This is a genomic window from Citrobacter sp. wls711, assembly GCF_005281055.1.
Classification (GTDB): Bacteria; Pseudomonadota; Gammaproteobacteria; order Enterobacterales; family Enterobacteriaceae; genus Citrobacter; species Citrobacter gillenii.
In genome coordinates this window covers 22,681-37,213 of the sequence record NZ_SZXC01000023.1, presented here as the reverse complement: position 1 = coordinate 37,213, position 14,533 = coordinate 22,681, and the positions used below count along the sequence as shown (strand labels likewise).

The 14,533-nt window shown below is 58.1% G+C and carries 16 protein-coding genes; 15 read left to right on the top strand and 1 reads right to left on the bottom strand.

Going from position 1 to position 14,533, the window contains the following annotated elements; all coding sequences use genetic code 11:
* The first annotated feature begins 2 nt into the window (after positions 1-2).
* The 13 genes from FDW98_RS08695 to acpT are packed head-to-tail and all read left to right on the top strand — an operon-like array spanning position 3 to position 12,138.
* A complete protein-coding gene (locus FDW98_RS08695; protein WP_096759207.1) occupies positions 3-584 on the top strand; it encodes a hypothetical protein in 582 nt (193 codons plus the stop codon).
* The gene (locus FDW98_RS08690) at positions 581-1,942 is read left to right on the top strand and encodes an AMP-binding protein (protein WP_096759206.1); all 1,362 of its coding nucleotides are present in this window, start codon (positions 581-583) and stop codon (positions 1,940-1,942) included. The genes FDW98_RS08695 and FDW98_RS08690 overlap by 4 nt, the downstream gene beginning before the upstream one ends.
* Positions 1,929-2,282 carry a hydroxymyristoyl-ACP dehydratase gene (locus FDW98_RS08685; RefSeq protein WP_096759205.1) on the top strand — a complete coding sequence of 118 codons (354 nt, stop codon included), beginning with the start codon at positions 1,929-1,931 and terminating at the stop codon, positions 2,280-2,282. The genes FDW98_RS08690 and FDW98_RS08685 overlap by 14 nt, the downstream gene beginning before the upstream one ends.
* Positions 2,273-3,964 carry a glycosyltransferase gene (locus FDW98_RS08680; RefSeq protein WP_096759204.1) on the top strand — a complete coding sequence of 564 codons (1,692 nt, stop codon included), beginning with the start codon at positions 2,273-2,275 and terminating at the stop codon, positions 3,962-3,964. The genes FDW98_RS08685 and FDW98_RS08680 overlap by 10 nt, the downstream gene beginning before the upstream one ends.
* Positions 3,965-3,966: 2 nt before the next feature.
* Positions 3,967-4,389 (top strand): thioesterase family protein, encoded by a 423-nt coding sequence (locus tag FDW98_RS08675; protein WP_096759203.1) that lies wholly within the window; start codon positions 3,967-3,969, stop codon positions 4,387-4,389.
* The gene (locus tag FDW98_RS08670; protein WP_096759202.1) at positions 4,386-4,991 is read left to right on the top strand and encodes an outer membrane lipoprotein carrier protein LolA; all 606 of its coding nucleotides are present in this window, start codon (positions 4,386-4,388) and stop codon (positions 4,989-4,991) included. The genes FDW98_RS08675 and FDW98_RS08670 overlap by 4 nt, the downstream gene beginning before the upstream one ends.
* Positions 4,960-7,281: an MMPL family transporter gene (locus FDW98_RS08665; protein WP_096759201.1), complete on the top strand. Its 2,322-nt coding sequence runs from the start codon at positions 4,960-4,962 to the stop codon at positions 7,279-7,281. Before FDW98_RS08670 ends, FDW98_RS08665 begins: the two co-directional genes overlap by 32 nt.
* Positions 7,274-7,948 (top strand): DUF3261 domain-containing protein, encoded by a 675-nt coding sequence (locus FDW98_RS08660; RefSeq protein ID WP_226794594.1) that lies wholly within the window; start codon positions 7,274-7,276, stop codon positions 7,946-7,948. The genes FDW98_RS08665 and FDW98_RS08660 overlap by 8 nt, the downstream gene beginning before the upstream one ends.
* Before the next feature lies 1 nt (position 7,949).
* Positions 7,950-9,119 carry a beta-ketoacyl-[acyl-carrier-protein] synthase family protein gene (locus FDW98_RS08655; protein WP_096759200.1) on the top strand — a complete coding sequence of 390 codons (1,170 nt, stop codon included), beginning with the start codon at positions 7,950-7,952 and terminating at the stop codon, positions 9,117-9,119.
* A complete protein-coding gene (locus FDW98_RS08650; protein WP_096759199.1) occupies positions 9,116-9,592 on the top strand; it encodes a 3-hydroxy-fatty acyl-ACP dehydratase in 477 nt (158 codons plus the stop codon). Before FDW98_RS08655 ends, FDW98_RS08650 begins: the two co-directional genes overlap by 4 nt.
* Complete coding sequence (locus tag FDW98_RS08645; protein WP_096759198.1) at positions 9,589-10,320, top strand: 3-ketoacyl-ACP reductase FabG2; 732 nt, start codon at positions 9,589-9,591, stop codon at positions 10,318-10,320. Before FDW98_RS08650 ends, FDW98_RS08645 begins: the two co-directional genes overlap by 4 nt.
* On the top strand, positions 10,317-11,546 hold the full coding sequence (locus FDW98_RS08640) for a beta-ketoacyl-ACP synthase (protein WP_096759197.1): 1,230 nt from the start codon (positions 10,317-10,319) through the stop codon (positions 11,544-11,546). Before FDW98_RS08645 ends, FDW98_RS08640 begins: the two co-directional genes overlap by 4 nt.
* Before the next feature lies 1 nt (position 11,547).
* The gene (acpT, locus tag FDW98_RS08635; RefSeq protein WP_096759196.1) at positions 11,548-12,138 is read left to right on the top strand and encodes a 4'-phosphopantetheinyl transferase AcpT; all 591 of its coding nucleotides are present in this window, start codon (positions 11,548-11,550) and stop codon (positions 12,136-12,138) included.
* Here the strand turns inward: acpT and FDW98_RS08630 are convergent.
* A complete protein-coding gene (locus FDW98_RS08630) occupies positions 12,130-12,636 on the bottom strand; it encodes a phenolic acid decarboxylase (RefSeq protein WP_096759195.1) in 507 nt (168 codons plus the stop codon). The two genes, acpT and FDW98_RS08630, sit on opposite strands and share 9 nt — an antisense overlap.
* A 99-nt stretch (positions 12,637-12,735) precedes the next feature.
* Between FDW98_RS08630 and FDW98_RS08625 the strand changes: the two genes are divergently transcribed.
* Positions 12,736-13,596: a LysR family transcriptional regulator gene (locus FDW98_RS08625; RefSeq protein WP_096759194.1), complete on the top strand. Its 861-nt coding sequence runs from the start codon at positions 12,736-12,738 to the stop codon at positions 13,594-13,596.
* An 82-nt stretch (positions 13,597-13,678) separates the two neighbouring features.
* The gene (gene nikR / locus FDW98_RS08620; protein ID WP_096759193.1) at positions 13,679-14,080 is read left to right on the top strand and encodes a nickel-responsive transcriptional regulator NikR; all 402 of its coding nucleotides are present in this window, start codon (positions 13,679-13,681) and stop codon (positions 14,078-14,080) included.
* The last annotated feature ends 453 nt before the right edge of the window (positions 14,081-14,533 follow it).

The window sequence follows — 14,533 nt, the reverse complement described above, 5'->3', positions numbered from 1 at the left end:
TCATGTCGGGCGCGCGTTCGCTGCCAGTCGTACAACTGCTGACAGGCTTACTGCTGTTGGCCTGGCCATTTTTAATCTGGTTTGGCCTGGCACATAACGGCCTGCACTGGCTGCTACCGCTGATGGCATTGCTGCTGTTTGTACGCTTTCGCCAGACCCGGCGACAGGCGGGACCATTGCGCGTCGTGACGCAGATAGTGGCGGTAGCGGGCATCACGCTTTGCGTTACCAGCTATCTGCTCAAAACGCACCAGTTACTGCTGTTTTATCCGGTGGTGGTCAACGGGGTCATGCTGGCAGTCTTTGGTGGCTCACTCTGGTCTACCATGCCGGTTGTCGAACGCCTGGCACGGCTGCGCGACCCCAATCTACCCGCAGCAGGCGTGCGCTACACGCGCCGCGTGACACAAATCTGGTGTGCCTTTTTCATCCTTAATGGCAGCATTGCGCTCTGTACTGCGCTGTATGGCGACATGTCCCTGTGGACGGTGTGGAACGGCATGCTCTCCTACCTGCTGATGGGAACGCTGATGGCAGGAGAGTGGCTGGTGCGCCGCCAGGTGATAAAACGAGATAACCCATGAAGCAGCCCCTTCCACTCTCTGAGTGGCTCAGCGCTCCACGTCCATCCGACGTACCCGTTGCGTGGTTAGAAGACGCGACCTGGACACTCGGCCATCTACGCCACGATGTTGCCCGGTTGATAACGCACCTGCAGCAGCAGGAGGGTGAACGCTGGGCACTGTGCTTTGAGGACAGCTATCTGTTTATCGTGGCACTGCTGGCAACGCTCCATGCTGGCAAAACGCCGGTGATCCCGGGCCATTGTCGCGTTTCATTATTGAACGAGCAGCACGCGCTGTTTGACGGCGTATTGAGCGATAAAACGCTGGACTGGCAGGGTCCGCTACAGGTTGTCCAGTCTGCCATGACGGCTGCCACAGACGACGTGACGTTCCCCCCCATCCGCAGCGACGCCTTTGTGGAACTCTTCACCTCCGGCTCTACCGGCCAGCCGAAGCGGGTCGTTAAACCGATCGGTCGTCTCGATAACGAAGCGGCGTTGCTCACCGCGCGCTTTGCCGATCGTTTAACAGGTTGTCGGGTGGTAGCATCAGTGTTGCCACAGCATCTGTACGGCCTGACATTTCGTATCTTCCTGCCGATGTCCTTGGGCCTGCCGCTACACGCGGCAATGCTCTGGTACGCCGAACAACTGGCGGCGTTGGGCCATGAGCATAAGTATGCGTTTATCAGCAGCCCGGCATTTCTGAAACGCCTCGACCACCAGCTTGCCGCGCCGCCGGTCCGGATGGTTCTGTCAGCGGGCGGTATGCTGCCCTGGCAGGACGTCACGCAGACCGCAGACTGGCTAAACGTCTGGCCTGATGAGATCTACGGCAGTACTGAAACCGGCATCCTCGCCTGGCGTTATCGCCAGCAGGATGATGTGGCATGGCAGCCCTTCCCCGACGTCAGATTCCAGTCAGAAAATGACGCGTTTCGCGTATTTTCCCCGCTGATTGCTGCTGATGATGGCCTGTTGCTTGACGATATTCTGCATTTTGCAGAAAACGGTCAGTTCCGCCTGATGGGACGGCGGGGCCGGGTGGTCAAAATTGAAGAGAAGCGTATTTCGCTAAGCGAAGTAGAGCGCCGTCTGCTGGCACTGGACGGCATCTGCGACGTTGCAGCTATGCCTGTCTTACGCGGCGGGCGCCAGGGCGTTGGCGTCCTGCTGGTTCTGGATGACGAAACGCGTCAACGCTGGTATCAGCGCGGAGGGAAACCACAAGAACTGAGCTGGCGGCGCGCGCTGCGCCCATGGCTGGAGCCAGTTGCTGTTCCCCGCTACTGGCGGGTGATTGACGAAATCCCGGTGAACAGTATGAACAAGCGTGTCTATGCGCAATTACAGGAGTTATTTCATGAAACCCCATGAAATTGAGCGCCATCAGGCACAACCTCATCAGGTTGAAATCATTTTGCATCTCGACCCTTCTCTGTTCTGGTTTCGTGGACATTTTGCCGTGCAGCCGCTGCTGCCCGGCGTTGCGCAGATGGACTGGGTAATGCATTACGCCACCACGCTGCTCGCCCCCGGCTGGCATTTTCACAGCATTCAGAACGTGAAATTTCAGGCCCCGCTGTTACCGGAAAACACCGTCACGCTAGCCCTGAACTGGCAAGAAGAGCGCCAGATACTGACCTTCAGCTACCAGCGCCACGACGGCGAAGCGCGCCATACCGCCAGCAGCGGGAAGATCCGGTTATGCCGTTAACGTTTTCTCCCTGCGTGCTGATCCCCTGCTACAACCATGGCGCAATGATGGCCAGCGTGCTGGCACGTTTGCAGCCGTTTGGCCTGCCCTGCATTGTGGTGGATGACGGCAGCGACACCACCACGCGGAATGAACTGGCTCGCCTGGCGGTAGCTCATCCCCAACTGACCTTAATTCGTCTGCCTGAAAACGCAGGCAAAGGCGCGGCGGTGCTTAGCGGTATGCAGGCAGCGGCAGCGGCCGGGTTCAGCCACGCGGTGCAGGTAGACGCCGACGGCCAGCATGCCATTGAAGATATCCCGCAGCTGCTTGCGCTGGCAGAGCTTCACCCTACAGCGCTGATTTCCGGGCAGCCGATTTACGATGACTCCATACCCCGCTCGCGCCTGTACGGACGCTGGGTAACTCACGTCTGGGTGTGGATTGAAACGCTCTCGCTCCAGCTCAAAGACAGCATGTGCGGCTTTCGGGTTTACCCGCTTGCGCCGACGCTGCACCTGGCGCAGCGTGTGACTCTCGGCCAGCGAATGGACTTTGATACCGAAGTGATGGTGCGCCTCTACTGGCAGGGCAACACCAGCTATTTTGTCCCCACCCGCGTCACCTATCCGCTGGACGGGCTATCGCATTTCGATGCCCTCAAAGACAACCTGCGCATTTCACGGATGCACACACGCCTATTTTTTGGCATGTTGCCGCGCATCCCGTCGCTGCTGTTTCGCCGCGCATCGCCACACTGGGCACGCCAGCAGGAAGTAAAGGGATTATGGGGGATGCGCCTGATGCTACTGCTCTGGCGCTTACTGGGGCGCAAAGCATTCTCCCTGTTGCTCTACCCGGTGGTCGGCGTTTACTGGCTCACGGCCCCCACCGCCCGCCAGGCCTCGCAACGCTGGATTAGCCGCGTGCGCGAACAGCTAACCGCCCGCCAGATGCCGCTGCCGCCATCACTCACCAGCTATCAGCACTTCCTGCGTTTTGGCGATGCAATGCTGGATAAAATTGCCAGCTGGCGCGGCGAGCTGCGATTAGGCCGCGATGTGGTCTTTGCCCCAGGCGCAGAAGAGACGCTCAACGTCGATTCACCGCGCGGCAAGCTGCTGCTGGCCTCGCATCTCGGCGATGTCGAAGCCTGTCGGGCGCTGGCGCAATTACAGGGCAGTAAAACCATCAACGCGCTGGTGTTCAGCGACAACGCCCAGCGCTTTAAACAGGTCATGCAGGAAATGGCCCCGCAGGCCGGGCTGAATCTGCTGCCGGTAACCGATATTGGCCCGGATACCGCGATCCTGCTTAAAGAGAAGCTGGATCGCGGCGAGTGGATTGCCATCGTCGGCGATCGTATTGCGGTCAATCCGCAACGCGGCGGCGAATGGCGCGTCTGCTGGAGTCGCTTTATGGGGCAAGCGGCCCCCTTCCCGCAGGGACCTTTTATTCTCGCCTCGATTTTGCGCTGCCCGGTGGTTCTGATTTTTGCCCTGCGCCAACAAGGGAAACTGCGTATTCACTGCGAGCCTTTCGCCGACCCGCTACTGTTGCCGCGCGCCGAACGGCAAAACGCGTTACAGCACACCGTCGATCGCTACGCCGAGCGTCTGGAGCACTACGCGCTACAGTCGCCGCTCGACTGGTTTAACTTTTTCGATTTCTGGCAGCTGCCGGATACCAAAGACAAGGAGTAAGGGTGCTTAACGATCCCCGCTTTACGGCTGAAGTCGAGCTGACCATTCCGTTCCACGACGTCGATATGATGGGCGTGGCGTGGCACGGCAACTATTTCCGCTATTTCGAAATTGCCCGCGAGGCGCTGCTGAATCAGTTCGATTATGGCTATCGGCAGATGAAAGAATCCGGCTATCTGTGGCCGGTGGTCGATACGCGCGTGAAGTACCGCCACGCGCTGACTTTTGAGCAGCGCATTCGCGTGCGTGCGCGTATTGAGGAGTTCGAAAACCGCCTGCGCATCGGTTACGAAATTTTCGATACCGAAACCGGAAAGCGAACCACCACCGGTTACACCATCCAGGTGGCGGTAGAAGAGAACAGCCGCGAGCTGTGCTTTGTCAGCCCGGATATCCTGTTTGCCCGGATGGGGGTCACGCCATGAGATTTTTACCGCTGCTGGCGCTGCTTATCAGCCCATGGGTCAGCGCCCTGACGCTGGATGATCTGCAACAGCGCTTTACCGAACAACCGGTCGTTCGCGCCCACTTCGATCAAACCCGCACCATCAAGGATCTGCCGCAGCCGCTGCGATCGCAGGGCAACATGTTGATCGCCCGCGACCAGGGATTGCTGTGGGATCAAACGTCCCCGTTCCCGATGCAGCTGCTGCTCGATGACAAACGGATGGTGCAGGTGATCAACGACCAGCCGCCGCAAACCCTCACCGCTGAGAACAACCCGCAGATGTTCCAGTTCAACCATCTGCTGCGCGCACTGTTCCAGGCGGATCGTAACGTGCTGGAACAGAACTTCCGCGTGGCGTTTGCCGACAAAGGTGAAGGCCGCTGGACGCTGCGCCTGACGCCGATCACCACGCCGTTGGATAAGATTTTCGCGACCATTGATTTAGCCGGAAAAACCTATCTGGAAAGTATTCAACTGAACGATAAACAGGGCGATCGCACCGATATCACGCTTTCCCAACACCAACTGACGCCCGCACAGCTGACTGATGATGAACGCCAACGCTTTGCCGCCCAGTAAACGTCCCGCGCTGCTGTGGGGAATCGCCTGTCTGATCCTGCTGGGCGTGTTGCTGAGCCTGCTGCCACAGGCGCGGCTTAACAGCAGCGTGCTGGCAATGCTGCCCAAGCAGACGCTGGGGGCGATCCCGCCGAGCCTGAACGACGGCTTTATGCAGCGTCTCGACCAACAGCTGGTCTGGCTGGTGAGTCCGGGGAAGAAAGCCGACCCGGCGGTTGCCCGCAGCTGGCTGTCGCTATTACAAAAATCGCAGGCGCTGGCTGAGGTCAAAGGCCCGATGGACGCCGACAGCCAGCAGGCCTGGGGCGCCTTCTTCTGGCAGCACCGCAACGGCCTGATTGATAGCGACACCCGCGCACGCCTGCAAAACGGCGGCGAAGCCCAGGCGCAATGGATACTTTCCCAGCTCTACTCTGCTTTTTCCGGCGTCAGCGGCAAAGAGCTGCAAAACGACCCGCTGATGCTGATGCGCGGCTCGCAGTTGGCAATGGCCAAAAACGGCCAGCGCCTGCGGCTGATGGACGGCTGGCTGGTGGCTCAGGATGATCAGGGTAACTACTGGTATCTGCTGCACGGCGAGCTGGCCGGTTCGTCGTTTGACATGCAGCAGACGCACCAGCTGGTCACCACGCTCAATACGCTGGAAGGTGAACTCAAGGCGCAATATCCGCAGACGCAGTTGCTGTCTCGCGGGACCATGTTCTACAGCGATTACGCCAGCCAGCAGGCAAAGCGGGATGTTTCGACCCTCGGCGTTGCCACCCTGTTTGGGGTGATTTTGCTGATTGTGGCGGTGTTCCGCTCCCTGCGCCCGCTGCTGCTGTGTCTGATTTCGATTGGTATTGGCGCGCTGGCGGGCACCGTCGTTACGCTGCTGATTTTTGGCGAACTGCACCTGATGACACTGGTGATGAGCATGAGCATCATCGGGATCTCCGCCGACTACACGCTCTACTATCTGACCGAGCGGATGGTGCACGGTGCGGAAACCTCACCGTGGCAAAGCCTCAGCAAAGTGCGCAATGCCCTGCTGCTGGCGCTGCTGACCACCGTGGCGGCGTATCTGATTATGATGCTCGCCCCTTTCCCCGGCATTCGTCAGATGGCGGTATTCGCGGCGGTAGGCCTGAGCGCCTCCTGTCTGACGGTGATTTTCTGGCACCCGTGGCTGTGTCGTGGCCTGCCGGTACGCCCGGTTCCGGCGATGGTACTGATGCTGCGCTGGCTTGCCGCCTGGCGACGCAATAAAAAGCTATCAGTGGGTCTGCCAGTCGCGCTGGCGCTGTTCTCGCTGGCGGGTCTTGCCACGCTGCACGTTGATGATGACATCTCCCAGCTCCAGGCGCTGCCGCAGCAGATTCTTGCCCAGGAAAAAGCGATTACCGCGCTGACCGGTCAGAGCGTCGATCAGAAATGGTTCGTGGTGTACGGCCAATCTGCACAGCAAACGCTGGAGCGGCTGGAACTGTTTGCCCCCGCGCTGGAGCAGGCGAAAAAAGAGGGATGGCTTGGCGGGTATCGCACTATTCCGCTGAATTCACTCGCCCGACAGCAGCAGGATCTCAGCCTGCTGAAAAACGCTGCGCCAGCCGTCATCAAAGCCCTGAACAACGCCGGGCTGGCGACGGTAAACCCCGATCTTAACACCATGCCGGTAACGGTCGATGCCTGGCTTGCCAGCCCGGCCAGCGAAGGCTGGCGGCTGCTGTGGATAACGCTGGCCGATGGCGAAAGCAGCGTGTTGGTACCGGTTGAAGGGGTGAAAGACAGCGCTGTATTAAACACCCTCAGTACCCAATACACCGGCGTCGCATGGGTGGATCGGAAAAGCAGCTTTGACGAACTGTTCGCCCTTTATCGCCATATCCTGACCGCCCTGCTGTTGGTGGCACTGGCGGTGATTGGCTGCGGCGCAGTGGTGCGGCTTGGCTGGCGCAAAGGGCTGACAAGCCTCGTTCCTTCAGTGTTATCGCTGGGCTGTGGTCTGGCGGTGCTGGCGCTCAGCGGTCACGCGGTCAATCTGTTCTCGCTGCTGGCGCTGGTGTTGGTGCTCGGCATCGGCATTAACTACACGCTGTTTTTCAGCAATCCGCGCGGCACACCGTTAACCTCATTTTTAGCGATTACGCTGGCGATGCTGACCACGCTGCTGACCCTCGGCATGCTGGTTTTCAGTGCCACCCAGGCTATCAGCAGCTTTGGTATTGTGCTGGTGAGCGGCATTTTCACCGCCTTCCTGCTGTCACCGCTGGCGATGCCAGTGAAAAAGAGAAAAAAAGACGATGAGTAAACCGATACTTCACTGGTTGAGTGGGCTTTTGCCGGATGGCGGCGTTGCCTTATCCGGCCTACGTCAGCACATCAATTGTAGGCCGGATAAGCGCAGCGCCATCCGGCGGGGCCTGCTCGTCGCCACGCTGCTGCTGGCCGGTTGCAGCCACTCGCAGCCCGAACAAAAAGGCCGACCACAGGCGTGGCTGGAGCCGGGCGCACGCATCACGCTACCCGCGCCGGGGATCTCTCCGACGGTCAATTCACAACAATTGCTCACCGGCAGTTTTAACGGTAAAACCCAGTCGCTGCTGGTGATGCTGAATGCCGACGATAAGAAACTCACCCTTGCCGGACTGTCGTCCGTCGGTATCCGCCTGTTCCTTGTGACCTACGATGAAAAAGGGCTGCATGCCGAACAGTCGATCGTGGTGCCGCAGTTGCCGCCAGCCAGCCAGGTGCTGGCCGACGTGATGCTCAGCCACTGGCCGATTAGCGCCTGGCAGCCACAGCTGCCGAAGGGCTGGACGCTCACCGATCTCGGCGACAAGCGCGAGCTGCGCAACGCCCGCGGCAAGCTGGTCACCGAAATCACCTACCTGAACCGCAAAGGCAAGCGCGAGCCAATTAGCATCGAACAGCACGTGTTTAAATACCACATCACCATTCAATATCTGGGTGACTGAGATGATCTACATTTCTTCCGTTGGCATGATTAACGCGCTGGGCAACAACCTCGATGAGATTGCCGCCAACCTGACGTGCGGCGTGGCTCCCGGTATGCGCCCGCGCACCGGCTGGCTTCAGGGCCATCCGCACGCGGTGTTAGCCGGCGTTGACGGCGAACTGCCGACGATTCCTGATGAGTTTAGCGCTCACCGTTCGCGCAATAATCAGCTGCTGCTGGCGGCACTGGCGCAAATCCAGCCGCAGGTGGATGACGCTATTGCGCAATTTGGTCGCGATCGTGTTGCGATCGTGCTCGGCACCAGCACCTCCGGGCTGGATGAAGGTGACGTGCATGTTGATCTCACGCTCAACGGCAAAGCGAGCAGCGCCTGGCAGTACCCGCAGCAGGAGCTGGGCGACCCGTCGCGCTTTCTCAGCCACTGGCTGGCATTGGACGGCCCGGCATTTACACTCTCTACCGCCTGCTCCTCCAGCGCCCGCGCGATCATGAGCGGACGCCGCCTGATTGAATCCGGGCTGGCGGACGTGGCGATTGTCGGCGGGGCGGACACGCTCAGCCGGATGCCCATCAACGGCTTCCACAGCCTGGAATCACTCTCACCAACGTTATGCCAGCCGTTCGGCCGTGACCGCTGCGGCATTACCATCGGCGAAGGCGCGGCGCTGATGCTGCTGACCCGCGAACCGCAGCCGATTGCACTGCTGGGCATCGGCGAATCCAGCGACGCGTACCATATTTCAGCCCCACATCCGCAGGGCGAAGGGGCGATCCGCGCCATTACGCAGGCGCTTAACGACGCGGGGATGACGGCAGAGCAGGTGGGCTACATCAATCTGCACGGCACCGCCACGCCGCTGAACGACAAAATTGAGGCTAACGTAGTGAACACGCTATTTGGCGAAAGCGTCCCGTGCAGTTCGACTAAACATCTGACCGGGCACACGCTGGGTGCGGCAGGGATCACCGAAGCTGCCATCAGTATGCTGATTATGCAGCATAACCTGCCGCTGCCGCCGCAGGATTTCAGCCAGTCACCGCGCGATGAAACTCTGCCTGCCTGTGGGATCATCGAACAGCCACAGCCGCTGGCGCAGCCAGTTATCCTGTCAAACTCCTTTGCCTTTGGCGGCAATAACGCCAGTATCCTGCTAGGGAGAATTTCATGAGCCGCTATTTAGCACCCGGCGACTATCTGCCGCACGACGCGCCGATGCTACTGCTTGAAGAAGTGGTCAGCGTGACAGACGACTCTGCCACCTGCCGCGTCACGGTATCGCCCGACGGCGTACTGGCTCCGTTTCTCGATGGCGAGGGCAATCTGCCCGGCTGGTTCGCCCTGGAGCTGATGGCGCAAACCGTTGGCGTCTGGTCCGGCTGGCACCGTCATCAGGCGGGCCAGGCCAGCATCTCCTTAGGCATGGTGCTCGGCGCACGTGAATTAGTCTGCGCGGCGGGAATATTGCCCGGCGGCCTGACGCTGGATATTAGCGTCACGCTACTGATGCAAGATGCACGTTTTGGCAGTTTTGAATGCACCATTCAGGCTGATGAACAGACGCTGGCAAGCGGTCGCGTCAACACCTTCCAGCCGACAGCGGAAGAACTTAACATCCTATTTCAACAAGGAGCGTCCACATGAGTCGTTCAGTTTTGGTTACCGGCGCCAGCAAAGGCATCGGTCGCGCCATCGCCCGCCAACTGGCGGTGGACGGCTTTGTGGTCGGCGTCCACTATCATCGCGATGCACAAGGTGCCCAGCAGACGTTGGATGCAATTATCAATGCTGGCGGCGCAGGGCGTCTGCTGACGTTCGACGTCGCCAACCGCGAGCAGTGCCGTGAAGTACTGGAGCAAGATAACGACGCGCACGGTGCATGGTACGGCATTGTCAGCAACGCCGGTATTACCCGCGATGCGGCCTTTCCGGCACTTAGCGACAACGACTGGGATGCGGTGATCCACACCAACCTCGACAGCTTCTATAACGTCATCCAGCCGTGCATGATGCCGATGATTAGCGCCCGCCAGGGTGGGCGCATCATCACGCTATCTTCGGTTTCCGGTGTGATGGGCAATCGCGGTCAGGTCAACTACAGCGCCGCCAAGGCGGGTATCATCGGTGCCACCAAAGCGCTGGCGATTGAGCTGGCGAAACGCAAAATCACCGTCAACTGTATCGCGCCGGGGCTGATTGATACCGGGATGATCGAGATGGAAGAGGCCGTGCTGAAAGAGGCGATGTCGATGATCCCAATGAAACGGATGGGCCAGGCCGATGAAGTAGCCGGGCTTGCCAGCTATTTAATGTCGGATATCGCGGGTTACGTCACCCGTCAGGTGATTTCCATCAATGGAGGGATGTTATGACACGTCGCGTCGTGATCACAGGCATGGGCGGCGTCACCGCCTTTGGGGAAAACTGGCAGGATGTCTCCGCCAGGCTACTGGCGTATGAAAACGCGGTGCGCAAAATGCCGGAGTGGCAGGTTTATGACGGGCTGCATACGCTGCTTGGCGCGCCTGTCGACGACTTTACCCTGCCGGAACACTACACCCGCAAGCGTATTCGCGCCATGGGTCGCGTGTCGCTAATGTCCACCCGCGCAACAGAACTGGCGCTGGAGCAGGCCGGGCTGATTGGCGATGCGGTATTGACCAACGGCGAAACCGGGATCGCGTACGGCTCGTCAACCGGCAGCACCGGTCCGGTGAGCGAGTTCGCCACCATGCTGACCGAGAAGCACACCAACAATATTACCGGCACCACCTACGTGCAGATGATGCCGCACACTACCGCCGTCAACACCGGGCTGTTTTTCGGTTTACGTGGACGCGTAATCCCCACCTCCAGCGCCTGCACCTCCGGCAGCCAGGCGATTGGCTACGCATGGGAAGCCATTCGTCACGGCTACCAAACGGTGATGGTCGCCGGCGGCGCGGAAGAGTTGTGTCCGTCGGAAGCGGCGGTGTTTGATACCCTGTTCGCCACCAGCCAGCGCAACGATGAACCAAAAACCACGCCCTCGCCGTTTGATGAACATCGCGACGGGCTGGTAATTGGCGAAGGCGCAGGCACGTTGATTCTGGAAGAGCTTGAGCACGCCAAAGCGCGCGGCGCGACAATTTACGGTGAGATTATCGGTTTTGCCACCAACTGCGATGCGGCGCATATCACCCAGCCACAGCGCGAGACGATGCAGATTTGCATGGAGCAGTCGCTGAAAATGGCGGGCTTACGCGCGCGGGATATCGGTTATATTTCAGCCCACGGCACGGCGACCGATCGAGGTGATATTGCAGAAAGTCAGGCAACCGCCGCCATTTACGGTGATAATGTGCCGCTGTCCTCGCTCAAAAGTTATTTTGGCCATACCCTTGGCGCCTGTGGCGCGCTGGAAGCCTGGATGAGTTTGCAAATGATGCGCGAAGGCTGGTTTGCGCCTACGCTAAATTTAAGCCAGCCTGATGCCAACTGTGGCGCGCTGGATTACATTATGGGTGAAGCCCGCAAGATTGATTGTGAGTTCCTGCAGAGCAATAACTTTGCGTTTGGCGGCATAAATACTTCTATTATCATCAAACGTTGGCCCTGATATGTACCGGATCGTTGTTGGGAAAGTTTCTGTTTTAAGCGCTGGCGCCCTGCCTCGCGCGTTGTATGAACAGGCGCCGCAAGGTGCGCGCCGCACGCGCTGGCTGGCTGGCCGCGTGCTACTTTCCCATGCCCTGTCGCCACTGCCTGACATTGTCTATGGTGAGCAAGGAAAACCGGCATTCTCAGGCGACACGCCGCTGTGGTTTAATCTCAGCCACAGCGGGGATGACATCGCCCTGCTGCTCAGTGATGAAGGGGAAGTCGGCTGCGATATTGAAGTCGTGCGCCCCCGTGATAACTGGCGGACGCTGGCGAATACAGTATTCAGCCTTGGGGAACATGCCGAAGTCGAAGCTGAACGCCCGGACCACCAGTTGGCGGCGTTCTGGCGCATCTGGACGCGCAAAGAGGCCATCGTTAAGCAACGTGGCGGCAGCGCCTGGCAAATTGTCAGCGTCGACAGCACCACCCTGACGTCCTCACTCTCTGTCAGTCAGTGCCAGCTCGATACCCTGAGCCTGGCCGTGTGTACGCCAACGCCGTTTACATTGACTGCCGATACCGTGCAGAGACTGGATACCTTAGCGTAAATTTTCCGGGAAGTTATCCGGCAATTCGCTGGCAGCACAGGCAATAACGCTGTCATTATTCGCCCCGCAGTCACGCACGAAGGTAATGGTCGCGAACTCATCAATCACCTCGGTTGGATACGCCGGGCCCGCATCACGATACGACATCATCAGCGGAACATGCTCATTCTGGAAGCAGACCGTTTTCTCCGGATTGTTGATCACCCAGCGTGGAAAGAAGATGGTGCCGTGAAAAAGTTTGTCGCCCAGGTTAACGATCAAGCTGACGTCGGTTCCGGTCGGTTCGGTCCATGAAATTTTATAAACGCTCTCCCCGACTCGCACAATGTACGCCCGCTGATCTTTCACCCAACGGTTAGCCACAATACCGCTGTGAATACGGTAATCCAGCGTGGTGTCATTTTTCACGTAGATCTCGTAATTCCAGCCATTATCGTAGGTATAGACCAGATGTTTGCCGACAAACCCGTTCAAATCATGTTTATCAAAAGCGCTCATATGCGTTCTCCTCTCAGTTGATGGGGCGATCTTAACGCTTCAAAAATTGGATGAATAACGCTATGTTTACATCATATTCATTCAATTTTTAGATGAGTTATGCATAAGACAACCCTGGAGCAGTGGGCCCTGCTGGAAAAAGTGGTGGAGCTGGGTAGCTTTACTAAAGCAGCGGAAGAGACCAACCGTAGTCAGTCTTCGGTGAGCTACAATCTGGCGCTGTTACAGGAGCGTCTCGGCGTGACGCTACTGACGCCGGAAGGCCGCAGAGCTGTATTAACTCCGGCAGGCGAGGTACTGCTCAATCAGGTCAAACCGCTATTGAAGGCTTTTTCATGGGTGGAAACCCGGGCGGCGACTTTACGCGATGGCACGCGAACACGACTGGATTTGATGGTAGATAGCATCTTCCCACGCAAACGCCTGTTCGCGATCCTCAAGCAGTTCCAGCAGGCGTGGCCGCAGACGCAGGTGCGTCTGACTGAAGTGCTGGAGAATGCTGACGATCGGCTGGCGGCACATGCCGATGCGGACGTGATGGTTCTGACCCGGCGTCAGGATGTCACCGGACGCGGTGAATGGTTGATGAATATTGATTTCGTGGCCGTTGCCCACCGCGATCACCCGCTCTGCACGCAGGATACCCCGCTGGATGAAGACGCTTTACGCGCCTGGCCGCTGATACGTATTGCCGATCGCGACAACCCACAGCAGGCGGTTCGCGATGCCTGGACCTTCTCTACCATTGATGCCGCTATTGATGCGGTACTGTATCAGGTCGGTTACGGCTGGTTGCCCGAGGAGCGCATTCAAGCGCAGCTTGATCAGGGGCTATTACGTTCGCTGCCGTTAAGTCACGGCGCTCGCCGTGCCACACCGCTGCATCTGATCGTCAAAGAGACGCTCGCGCCGCTGGATGAGCAGGTAAGCACCCTGCTACGTTTATTGCGAGCGCATTAACCTTTTCCCCAGATGCCGCACGTGTGTTACAAAATACGCTATTTCCGCATGCCCTGTACGCCACATAAAAGGTTAACTTTAGATGCAACGAGTCACCATTACTCTCGATGACGATTTACTGGAAACGCTGGACAGCCTGAGCCAGCGCCGGGGTTATAACAACCGTTCCGAAGCCATCCGCGACATTTTGCGCGGCGCGCTATCCCAGGAAAGCACGCAAGAACACGGCACCCAGGGCTTCGCGGTGCTCTCCTATGTTTATGAACATGAGAAGCGTGACTTAGCCAGCCGTATTGTCTCGACTCAGCATCACCACCACGATTTGTCGGTCGCCACGCTGCATGTCCACATCAACCATGACGACTGCCTGGAAATCGCCGTGCTAAAAGGGGACATGGGTGACGTTCAGCATTTTGCCGATGACGTTATCTCCCAACGCGGCGTGCGCCACGGTCATTTGCAGTGCCTGCCGAAAGAAGAGTGACGTCTATTACGTTGCCGGCCACGACTACATCAGATGACGCGTAATATTAAAACGTTATACGGTTTACCTACACCGTCAATCCCCGGACACTTGTACACAGACATTAAAGTTGTCTCCTTTAACATGAAAAAGACTTTAAAGTTGTCTACTTCTTCAGATAGACCTACTTAACAGGATACTAAGTAGGTCATCTCCTTTCTCGCGTAGCATCTCTCGACGTTCACAGCAGAGGACACGTTTCAAAATGTCATCCAAAATTTTTTTCCATTATCTGACGTTGGGTGATTTTGATGGTCAGCGAGTAGAGGCTTTAACAATGTGGGTTGCCCTGAGCAAAGTAAGGGAAGTAGATGTACCAGAAATGTACGCGTTTCCTTGCATGAAGGGGGGCATCTTAAAGCTCATTGATTAAACAAACTCACTATGCCGCTACAAACAGCCCAAAACCGTCAC